Source organism: Bacillus cereus group sp. BfR-BA-01380, from assembly GCF_022663535.1.
GTDB classification, from domain to species: Bacteria; Bacillota; Bacilli; order Bacillales; family Bacillaceae_G; genus Bacillus_A; species Bacillus_A cereus_BB.
This window is the reverse complement of record NZ_JAKUFS010000026.1, coordinates 66,151-75,232: the sequence shown is the minus strand read 5'-3', so window position 1 is coordinate 75,232 and position 9,082 is coordinate 66,151. Positions and strand designations below refer to the sequence as shown.

Genomic DNA, 9,082 nt, shown 5'->3' with positions numbered 1-9,082 from the left:
AGAGGCGCTTTTTGCCTCGTCCGAGGGGGCGAAACGACCGGAGATTCTAGCCGCTAGAGCTGGACAACAAAGAAATGTGGAAGTGGCTCGCCCAGAATGTGAGGAAGAAGCGAATCCACCGAACATTCTAGCCACTGGAACTGGACAATGCTTACGCCGAATTTTGGGGTGGGAGTATTACTGCCCGTTAATGCGGGGTAAAATTTTCTCATAAATCTGATTAGAGTGTTTTTTTACTGTTCATACTAGTAATACGAAAGAAAGGGTGAACAGTATGAGAAGAACTCGGCGAAAATCGTTTGAAGAGCTTGTGAAAGAAAATAAACGGCAACTACTTAATGATCGTGATGCAATTGACCGGATTGAAGAAAAATTAGAAAAGCGATACGAAATACGTATTTTTAAGCAGGCTGAATAATTCTTACAACTAGTATGATACTAGTTGTAAGGAGGCGATATTATGGGTAATCCAAAGAAAAATCCAAAAGATTTTGCACCAAATCAGCTTGGGACACAATCAAGAGCAGCAGGCGGTAATAAAGGGAAACAAATGCAAGATAAATCAGGGAAACAACCGATTGTTGATAACGGTTAGAAAGAAGGAGAATGGAATCATTCTCCTTCTTTTTTTGCATACATAATTACATTCGTTTTTTACAAACTAAAGTTGTATGTATTTTTTATAAAGGAGGAAGACAAGATGCCAGAACAATATAAAACAAATCCAAATCCAGATGATCGTAGTGATAACGTTGAGAAATTGCAAGAGGCGGTATATAACACAATTGAAAATATGAACGAAGCAAGGGAAGCTGCAGAGTTTTCAAATGAGAAAGACCGCGCTGCAATCGAAGCAAAAAATGAGCGCCGCATGGAAAGTATTGAAGGAATGCGAAAAGAAATTAAAGAGGAAGCTGCGTATCGTAATCAGTAAGAGAAGGCTGACAATTGTCAGCCTTTTTTTGTAATGGAAAAGTTTTCTGAAAGGAGTCGCCAATTTTGCGGGAAAGGTAAGCCGATTTTCCAATAACTGATACCGCGAATTCCCTGTTCTTTTATTAAATTAAACTTACTTTGAACAGATCTAGCATCTTCAAACCATACTTCATGTTTCACTCCATTTGCATCGTAATAATTGAAGTGCGGAGCTTGAGAAGTGAAGTCATATTGAATTGGGACATTGTGTTTTCGGGCAAGTGCAACGGCAGCAATAGAACTAACTGCTTTTGCAGGAGGATTTCCTGGTTTAAACGGAACAATCCAATCAAATCCGTATAAGTTTTGCCCCATCATAATTTTACGCGGCGGCATTTGTGATTTTGCATATTGAATGACTTGTTTTACAGGACCAATTGGAGATACTGCAAGAGGCGGTCCACCTTGCCATCCCCAGTCGTATGTCATAATGACAACGAAATCAACAATTTCACCTTGTGCTTTATAGTCATGAGCTGCAGCTGGACCCTTTTGAGTTGAACTTGTTTTTGGGACGAGGGTTGTACTGAGCGTATATCCTTTTGGTAGACGTGTTTTTACTTTGCGTAAAAATTGATTATATGCTTCGCGGTCTGCTGGTGCAAAGTTCTCAAAATCAAAGTGGATATCACGCATTCCGTATTTTTGTGCAGTTTGTAAAATGTTTGTAATAAACGTATTTTGAATGGTTTCATTGCGTAAAATAATGCTTGCTAATTCAGCGCTAAAACTTCCATTTTCAAGATTTGTAATAACGAGCATCGGAATCGTCTGCCCTTGTTTTGCAATTGAGACGATTTCAGATGTTTGTGTAGGTTCTTTCAGTGTTCCATCACGTTTTGCTTCAAAGCTAAAGTAGGCCAAATAGGTTAAATATGAATTGACAGCTTTGGTGGAAGCAATTAAGCTTTCTTTAATCGGAATTGTGGATGGCTGTAAGTAGGCGATAGATTCAATGATTTTTTTTGTCCCTTTTGGTACATATAGTTGCTGTCCGACTTGGAGCGCAGATTTTAATGATAAATGATTCACTTTTGCTAAACTGGCAAGAGGTACGTTGTAGGTTAAGGCAATCTTATATAGGCTATCGCCAGGTTGTACATGGTAGGTATTTCCCTGTGTATTCACAATTAATGCTTGCCCAACGACGAGTGTTTCAGCTGGGTTTAACCCATTATCTTTCACAATTGTTTCTGCTGTTGTTCCGTACTGCTTAGCTAATTTATACACGTTATCTCCGCTTTTTACAGTTATGATTTGTAGCATATGCTCACTCCTTTCAGAAAAAAAGACCCGCCGCTTCTATTTTATTTTCAGATTCTCTGTATTATGATTAAAGGTGTAGAAAGAAACGCAAGCGAGAAGGAGTTAAAATGATGTTTATAGCAGAACAGGAGATTGACATCCGTTATGCAGAGACAGATCAAATGGGTGTCGTGTACCACGCAAATTATTTAGTATGGTTAGAACTTGGCCGTACGAAATTAATCCAAGATTTAGGGTTTTCGTATGTTGAAATGGAGAATGATGGGATTGTATCTCCTGTACTTGATTTGCAAATTACATATCGAAAAGCAATGCGTTACGGAGAAAAAGCCATTGTGAAAACATGGGTGGAGTCTGTAAGCCCACTACGTGTTGTATATGGCTATGAAATTTATAATGGAAACGGTGAGCGCTGTATTACAGCATTTACAACAAATATTTGTGCGAAAAAAGAAGGTTTTCGTCCAGTATCATTTAAAAAATTGTACCCAGAATGGTATGAGAAGTACGAGGAAATTAAAAAGCAATAAAAAACGTGGCGCAGGCCACGTTTTTTATTTTACATAATTAAATTGCGGGAACTCGTCATCAGCGCTAAATGTAACAGACAAGTCATGCCCATCAAAGAACCATTCATCATCGCCTTCAATAAAGAAAGTAATGCCATCTTCTTGAAATTGTACAACAGGAGTAGCTGGATCATCTTTACGAATTCCTAAAGAAAGACCTTTTTGAACGGTGCTACATCCACCATATTGTACGAAAAAGCGGAGGGTATCTCCTGTTTGTAAACCAAGCTCGTTTTTATACCAGTTTAGTGCTTCTTTTGATACTGAAATGTTCATCTAGTATTCCTCCAACATAATCGCTTTTTCTTTTAGTATAAAAAATAACGCAAAAAGACGCCATTTATATGCTTTGCGTTTTCTTTTTGCGTTATGTGGGTCACAATCTTATTTTTGTTTTTTTGTTAATTTTGCTTTTGGTTCTGTTTTATTTATAATTCGTCCAATATTTGCACGGTGTCTATAAATAACCATACCAGCCAATAAACACATGGCAACAATGAAGATTTTATCCCCGTTTATAATTGCTGCGATAACAGCAGCGACAGCTGCTATCATAGAAGAAAGTGAAACGTATCTCGTCGTATAGAGTAGGGTGAAAAAGACTACAGCCAATACTACAAAGGTAAGTGGTGCGTAGCATAATAGTACACCAGCAGAAGTAGCAACTGCTTTTCCGCCGCGGAACTTTGCGAAAATTGGGTATACATGACCAAGTACCGCAGCTAATCCAAACCATAGGGGATGGATATGTAAACCGAACATGATCGGTAGCGCTGTAGCTAATGTACCTTTTAAAACATCAGCAATTGTAACAATAAAACCCGCTTTTTTCCCTAGCGTACGAAATGTATTCGTTCCTCCTAAATTTCCGCTGCCGTGTTCGCGAATATCGATCCCATAACCAATCTTTCCAACAACAAGTGCAAATGGAATCGAGCCAAGCAAATAGGCAACGATAAATAAAAGATATGTAAGCATAAGTTCAATCTCCTTTATACAAATGTGTTGATAAAGGGTAAAAAGAGTTTTTCCCGTATATTGTACCACACATTTGTAAAGATCACATTTCTTTTTTGTAAGATGAAATTTTGATTCAGAAATTTGAGTGGAAAAAATTCGATATGTCTTAAAAAAACTTTCACAAGAATGTTACATTTTTCACAGATTCACTCTTACTATATGTTGTATCATTTTGATAGTAAACGAACAAGATGTTGTTGGGGGTTAAGAAATGAATCAAGAAATGAAAAAAAACAGTGAATATGATGAGAATCTAAAGGGGATTTTTTCGAAAATTGTCTATGCAAATGAACAAGATTTAATGCAAGAAAATGCGAATGTTGATGGGCGATCTCCAATGGGAGTGATGGGGAAATTTGCTTCTGAGAGTGCAAGGTATTATGCGGTAGAACAACTACTTTCTGAGCCAGTGAAAAAAGCAATTGATCAAAATATTTTATATCCGCATGATTTAGACTTTTATGCAACAGGTACAACAACTTGTTCGCAAATTCCGTTAGCTCAGATGCTTCAAAATGGGTTTCATACAGGTCATGGACATATGCGACAGCCGCAAGATATTAAAAGTGCTTTGGCGCTTTCCTCCATTATTTTTCAAGCAAATCAAAATATGCAGCATGGCGGACAATCATTTGCGCTGTTTGACGTGGATTTGGCGCCATATGTGAGAAAAACGTTTGAACGGAATAAAAAACGTTTAGCAACATATCCATTAACAGCTGAGCAAATAGAAGAGTTTGCGTGGAAAGAAACAGAAAGCGATACGTATCAAGCATGTGAGGCGTTTATTCATAATTCGAATAGCATGCATAGCAGAGGCGGGGGACAAGTTCCGTTTATTTCAATTAACTACGGAACAGATACATCAAAAGAAGGGAAATTACTAATTAAACAATTATTACGAGCGACTCAAGCTGGATTGGGAAAAGGAGAAACACCAATTTTTCCAATTCAAATCTTCAAGTTAAAAAAGGGAGTGAATTTTGAAGAGACAGATCCAAATTATGACTTGTTTCAATTGGCATTAGAAACGACAGCGAAACGATTGTTCCCTAATTTCTCATTTTTAGATGCACCATTTAATGCGGCATATTATGATGGTCGTCCTGAAAGTGAAGTGTGTTATATGGGGTGTCGTACGCGTGTAATGGCTAATATTCATGGGGAAGAAACTGCGATTGGACGAGGGAATTTATCGTTTACTTCTATTAACTTAGTGAAATTAGCGTGTATTAGTGGGTCTAAAGAAGCATTTTTTGAGGCTTTAAATTATTATGTTGATTTAGGTATTTGTCAATTATTGGAGAGGTTTTCCTATCAATCAACGAAAAAAGCAAGGGATTTTCAATTTTTATATTCCCAAGGAGTATGGCGCGGCGGTGAAAAATTACAACTGGAAGATTCTGTTGCTGAAATTTTAAAACAAGGTACATTAAGTATCGGTTTTATTGGCCTTGCAGAATGTTTAGTTGCTTTAACGGGAAAACATCATGGAGAAGACGTAGAATCATGGAAGCTTGGTTATGAAATTATCGAATATATGAGAAAGAAAATGGATCAAGCGACAGAGGAACATCAATTGAATTTCTCATTAATTGCAACTCCGGCAGAAGGATTATCTGGTAAATTTATTAAAGAAGATCGGGCTGAATTTGGAACAATTACAGGTGTAACAGATCATAATTATTATACAAATTCATTTCATATTCCTGTTTATTATCCTATTCAAGCTATTGATAAAATTCGTTTAGAAGGACCGTTTCATGCGCTTTGTAATGCTGGTCATATTACGTATATTGAATTGGACGGAGCAGCTATTCATAATCAAAAAGCATTACAGCAAATTGTGAAGGCAATGGCCCAGTATGGCGTAGGGTATGGGTCTATTAATCACCCGGTTGATCGCTGTAAATGTTGCGGTTATCATGGGATCATTGGTAATGAATGTCCAAGCTGTGGGAATGAAAATGAACATGACTTTGAAAGAATTCGCCGTATTACTGGATATCTTGTAGGAGATATGTCAAAGTGGAACAGCGCGAAACGCAGTGAAGAAAAGGAACGGGTGAAACATTCATGAGAGTAATGAACATCATTCATGATAGTGTGGTAGATGGAGAAGGATTGCGGACAGTCGTATTTTTTGCAGGCTGTCCGCATCATTGTTTTGGCTGTCATAATCCACGGTCTTGGAATATTTGTAATGGAACAGAGATGACAAAAGAGGAAATAATAAAAGAGATTGAAAACAATCCTCTTACGGATGTAACATTTTCAGGTGGGGATCCCTTTTTTCAAGCCAGTGAAATAAAAGAGTTAGCAAAAAACGTGAAAGACTTACAGAAAAATTTGTGGATTTACACAGGTTATACGCTAGAAGAGATACAGAATTCGCGAAATAATGATATGATAGAATTATTGCACTATGCTGATGTGCTAGTAGATGGAAGATTTGAGCTAGAGATGCGAGATTTAACACTACCGTTTCGCGGCAGCTCAAATCAGCGTATTATTCGATTGAAAGAGTAAAAGGACGGGATAGAATTGAATAAAACAGTTTTACTTGTTGAAGATGAAAGAAGATTACGAGAAATTGTTAGTGATTATTTTCGTAATGAGGGCTTTGAAGTTGTCGAAGCTGAAGATGGCAAGCAAGCATTAGAACTGTTTGCGGAGCATACAGTGGATTTAATTATATTAGATATCATGTTACCGGAAATTGACGGTTGGTCTGTATGTAGACGCGTAAGGAAAGAATCAGCTGTACCAATCATTATGCTGACAGCTCGTTCAGATGAAGATGATACTTTACTTGGTTTTGAATTAGGAGCAGATGAATACGTAACAAAACCGTTTAGTCCAAAGATTTTAGTTGCCCGTGCCAAGACATTACTAAAGCGCGCAGACGGTGCAGTAGGTCAAGCGGAAGAAAATATGCTCTCGCTTGCTGGTATCGATGTGAATCGTTTGTCGCGTACGGTAACGGTAGAAGGGGAAGAAATAATATTAACACATAAAGAATTTGAGCTACTTGTTTATTTGATGGAGAATAAAGGAATTGTATTATCTCGCCAGCATTTATTAGATCAACTTTGGGGATATGATTACTTCGGAGATGATCGTACAGTAGACACACATATTAAGAAACTTCGAAATAAGTTAGGAGATAAAGCAAAGCATATCGGTACAGTTATTCGTGTAGGATATAAATTCGAAGAGTAAATAGTAGTGCTATTTATCCACCTTTATATTCATTGCATGTACAATTTTTTGTATATGTGTCTACAATGAATATGGTAGTATTTTTTTGTTTGGATTTCACGATGAGTTCACAGAAAGTACACACACCGTGTTTATACTAAAAATACGATTTCAGCAGAGAGGGGATAAATAATTTATGGGATACTATGATCAAACAGAAACAAATGAAACTCGGACGGAAATTGTAAAATCACGTAGCAAAAAAGGATATTTTTTCACAGGGGTTGTCGGTGCTGTGATCGGTGCTGTTACAATCAGCTTTGCAGCTCCTTATATGCCTTGGACAAATAATAGTGTAGTTTCACAATCAAAGGTAGAGGGAACAGTGGTTCCAGTTGTGAATAAAACAAAAGGTGAAACGGACCTTCCTGGAATGATTGAAGGAGCAAAAGAAGTAGTTGTCGGTGTAATTAACTTTCAAAAAAGTGTAGATCCATTTTCCGCCGATCCACAAGGACAAGAATCTAAGGCTGGATCAGGATCAGGTGTGATTTATAAAAAAGTTGGAGATAAAGCGCTGATTGTAACGAATAACCACGTTGTTGACGGTGCGAATAAATTACAAATAAAGTTAAGTAATGGAACAAATGTTGAAGCAAAATTAGTAGGAAAAGATCCAGTGTTAGATCTAGCTGTCGTTGAGATTGATGGGAAAAATGTTAACAAAGTTGCCACTCTAGGAAATTCAGATAAAATCCGTGCTGGAGAACCTGCGATTGCAATTGGTAATCCGCTTGGCTTTGATGGAAGTGTAACGGAAGGAATTATTAGTAGTAAAAATCGTGAAATTCCAGTTGATATTAACAATGACCAACGTCCTGATTGGCAAGCGCAAGTGATTCAAACGGATGCAGCGATTAACCCAGGGAATAGCGGCGGTGCACTATTCAATCAAAATGGTGAAGTAATCGGTATTAACTCTAGTAAAATTGCACAGCAAGCAGTCGAAGGAATTGGCTTTGCGATTCCAATTAATATAGCGAAACCGGTCATTGACTCCCTTGAAAAATTTGGCGAAATAAAACGACCTGTAATGGGTGTTCAAGTAAGAGGTCTTGATGAATTCCCAAGCTATGCAGTAGGTCAATTAAAATTACCGAAGGATGTAACGGCGGGAGTTCTGTTAGCACAGGTTGAGCCAGGGTCACCAGCAGAAAAAGCAGGATTGCAAAAATATGATGTTGTTGTTGGATTTGATGACCAAAAAATAGAAAATGCAGTGCAATTCCGTAAGTACTTATACGAGAAGAAAAAAGTTGGCGATAAAATCGAAGTAACAGCGTACCGAAATGGTGAGAAAATAAAGAAAACAGTTACGTTAGCTGATAAAGGTAGCTTGAATTAATAAAGAAAGTCTCTTTCATGTTGAAAGAGACTTTCTTTATCGGCTATACTAAATGAACAGGAGGGATTACATATGACAATTGAAAATCCAACTCGTACGGAAATTGGAGAGATTTTAAAAAATAGTAAGACGATTGCAGTTGTCGGATTATCTGATAATCCAGAACGCACTTCGTATATGGTGTCAAAAGTGATGCAAGATGCAGGGTACCGTATTATTCCTGTTAATCCAAGGGCAGATTACATATTGGGAGAAAAGGCGGTAAAATCGCTAACTGAAATAAAAGAGCCTGTTGATATCGTCAATGTATTTCGTCGTTCTGAGTTTTTAATGGATGTTGCAAAAGAGTTTGTTCAGATTGAAGCGGATACATTTTGGGCACAATTAGGTTTACAAGACGAAGAAACATATTATTTTTTGAAAGAAAAAGGCTATACTGTTATTATGAATCGCTGCATTAAAGTTGAGCATGCAATGACGAGATAAAGTGAAACTTTAATCAGAGGGGGGCTTTATCCCCCGCTGATTACTAGTTGAACCAATCGGGCTTTTACGGGCAGTTTATCTCCCACCTAACTTTTTTTGCTTTCGCTGAATCTTGAGGTGGGAGTATTACTGCTTGTTAATGCGGGATAAATTTTATTTG

At 37.5% G+C, this 9,082-nt stretch carries 12 protein-coding genes; 9 read left to right on the top strand and 3 right to left on the bottom strand.

Translation table 11 applies throughout. From position 1 onward, the window contains the following. Positions 1 to 274 precede the first annotated feature (274 nt). The 3 genes from MR076_RS20525 (at position 275) to tlp (ending at position 934) form a co-directional block, all read left to right on the top strand. Positions 275 to 418, top strand: a complete 144-nt coding sequence (locus tag MR076_RS20525) for an FbpB family small basic protein (RefSeq protein ID WP_242223764.1) — start codon at positions 275 to 277, stop codon at positions 416 to 418. 42 nt (positions 419 to 460) lie between these two features. Continuing rightward, complete coding sequence (locus MR076_RS20520) at positions 461 to 595, top strand: acid-soluble spore protein N (RefSeq protein WP_098918370.1); 135 nt, start codon at positions 461 to 463, stop codon at positions 593 to 595. 105 nt (positions 596 to 700) lie between these two features. Next, a complete protein-coding gene (tlp, locus tag MR076_RS20515; RefSeq protein WP_242223763.1) occupies positions 701 to 934 on the top strand; it encodes a small acid-soluble spore protein Tlp in 234 nt (77 codons plus the stop codon). Positions 935 to 951: 17 nt separating this feature from the next. Here tlp and MR076_RS20510 read toward each other — a convergent pair whose 3' ends face one another. Continuing rightward, positions 952 to 2,241, bottom strand: a complete 1,290-nt coding sequence (locus MR076_RS20510) for a glycoside hydrolase family 18 protein (RefSeq protein ID WP_242223762.1) — start codon at positions 2,239 to 2,241, stop codon at positions 952 to 954. 110 nt (positions 2,242 to 2,351) lie between these two features. On the opposite strand from MR076_RS20510, the gene MR076_RS20505 reads away from it, so the two are divergent. Then, complete coding sequence (locus MR076_RS20505; RefSeq protein WP_242223771.1) at positions 2,352 to 2,771, top strand: acyl-CoA thioesterase; 420 nt, start codon at positions 2,352 to 2,354, stop codon at positions 2,769 to 2,771. A gap of 24 nt (positions 2,772 to 2,795) precedes the next feature. Here the strand turns inward: MR076_RS20505 and MR076_RS20500 are convergent, their stop codons facing one another. Beyond that, the gene (locus tag MR076_RS20500) at positions 2,796 to 3,086 is read right to left on the bottom strand and encodes a HesB/YadR/YfhF family protein (RefSeq protein ID WP_242223761.1); all 291 of its coding nucleotides are present in this window, start codon (positions 3,084 to 3,086) and stop codon (positions 2,796 to 2,798) included. A 108-nt stretch (positions 3,087 to 3,194) separates the two neighbouring features. Then, positions 3,195 to 3,788 (bottom strand): glycerol-3-phosphate 1-O-acyltransferase PlsY, encoded by a 594-nt coding sequence (plsY, locus tag MR076_RS20495; protein WP_242223760.1) that lies wholly within the window; start codon positions 3,786 to 3,788, stop codon positions 3,195 to 3,197. A gap of 265 nt (positions 3,789 to 4,053) precedes the next feature. Between plsY and MR076_RS20490 the strand changes: the two genes are divergently transcribed. The 5 genes from MR076_RS20490 to MR076_RS20470 all read left to right on the top strand — a co-directional run bounded on the left by MR076_RS20490 (position 4,054) and on the right by MR076_RS20470 (position 8,922). Next, a complete protein-coding gene (locus tag MR076_RS20490) occupies positions 4,054 to 5,910 on the top strand; it encodes an anaerobic ribonucleoside triphosphate reductase (protein ID WP_242223770.1) in 1,857 nt (618 codons plus the stop codon). Beyond that, positions 5,907 to 6,359: an anaerobic ribonucleoside-triphosphate reductase activating protein gene (gene nrdG / locus MR076_RS20485; RefSeq protein WP_242223757.1), complete on the top strand. Its 453-nt coding sequence runs from the start codon at positions 5,907 to 5,909 to the stop codon at positions 6,357 to 6,359. Before MR076_RS20490 ends, nrdG begins: the two co-directional genes overlap by 4 nt. Positions 6,360 to 6,374: 15 nt before the next feature. Continuing rightward, complete coding sequence (locus MR076_RS20480; RefSeq protein WP_242223745.1) at positions 6,375 to 7,052, top strand: response regulator transcription factor; 678 nt, start codon at positions 6,375 to 6,377, stop codon at positions 7,050 to 7,052. Between the two features lie 175 nt (positions 7,053 to 7,227). Continuing rightward, entirely contained in the window at positions 7,228 to 8,436 is a 1,209-nt protein-coding gene (locus MR076_RS20475) for a S1C family serine protease (RefSeq protein ID WP_242223743.1), read from the top strand. 72 nt (positions 8,437 to 8,508) lie between these two features. Continuing rightward, the gene (locus MR076_RS20470; protein ID WP_242223740.1) at positions 8,509 to 8,922 is read left to right on the top strand and encodes a CoA-binding protein; all 414 of its coding nucleotides are present in this window, start codon (positions 8,509 to 8,511) and stop codon (positions 8,920 to 8,922) included. Positions 8,923 to 9,082 lie beyond the last annotated feature (160 nt).

Bases quoted from the DNA above. Each gene is read 5' to 3' on its own strand.
- MR076_RS20525 (WP_242223764.1), top strand. From the start codon at position 275: ATGAGAAGAACTCGGCGAAAATCGTTTGAAGAGCTTGTGAAAGAAAAT.
- MR076_RS20520 (WP_098918370.1), top strand. From the start codon at position 461: ATGGGTAATCCAAAGAAAAATCCAAAAGATTTTGCACCAAATCAGCTT.
- tlp (WP_242223763.1), top strand. From the start codon at position 701: ATGCCAGAACAATATAAAACAAATCCAAATCCAGATGATCGTAGTGAT.
- MR076_RS20510 (WP_242223762.1), bottom strand. From the start codon at position 2,241: ATGCTACAAATCATAACTGTAAAAAGCGGAGATAACGTGTATAAATTA.
- MR076_RS20505 (WP_242223771.1), top strand. From the start codon at position 2,352: ATGTTTATAGCAGAACAGGAGATTGACATCCGTTATGCAGAGACAGAT.
- MR076_RS20500 (WP_242223761.1), bottom strand. From the start codon at position 3,086: ATGAACATTTCAGTATCAAAAGAAGCACTAAACTGGTATAAAAACGAG.
- plsY (WP_242223760.1), bottom strand. From the start codon at position 3,788: ATGCTTACATATCTTTTATTTATCGTTGCCTATTTGCTTGGCTCGATT.
- MR076_RS20490 (WP_242223770.1), top strand. From the start codon at position 4,054: ATGAAAAAAAACAGTGAATATGATGAGAATCTAAAGGGGATTTTTTCG.
- nrdG (WP_242223757.1), top strand. From the start codon at position 5,907: ATGAGAGTAATGAACATCATTCATGATAGTGTGGTAGATGGAGAAGGA.
- MR076_RS20475 (WP_242223743.1), top strand. From the start codon at position 7,228: ATGGGATACTATGATCAAACAGAAACAAATGAAACTCGGACGGAAATT.
- MR076_RS20470 (WP_242223740.1), top strand. From the start codon at position 8,509: ATGACAATTGAAAATCCAACTCGTACGGAAATTGGAGAGATTTTAAAA.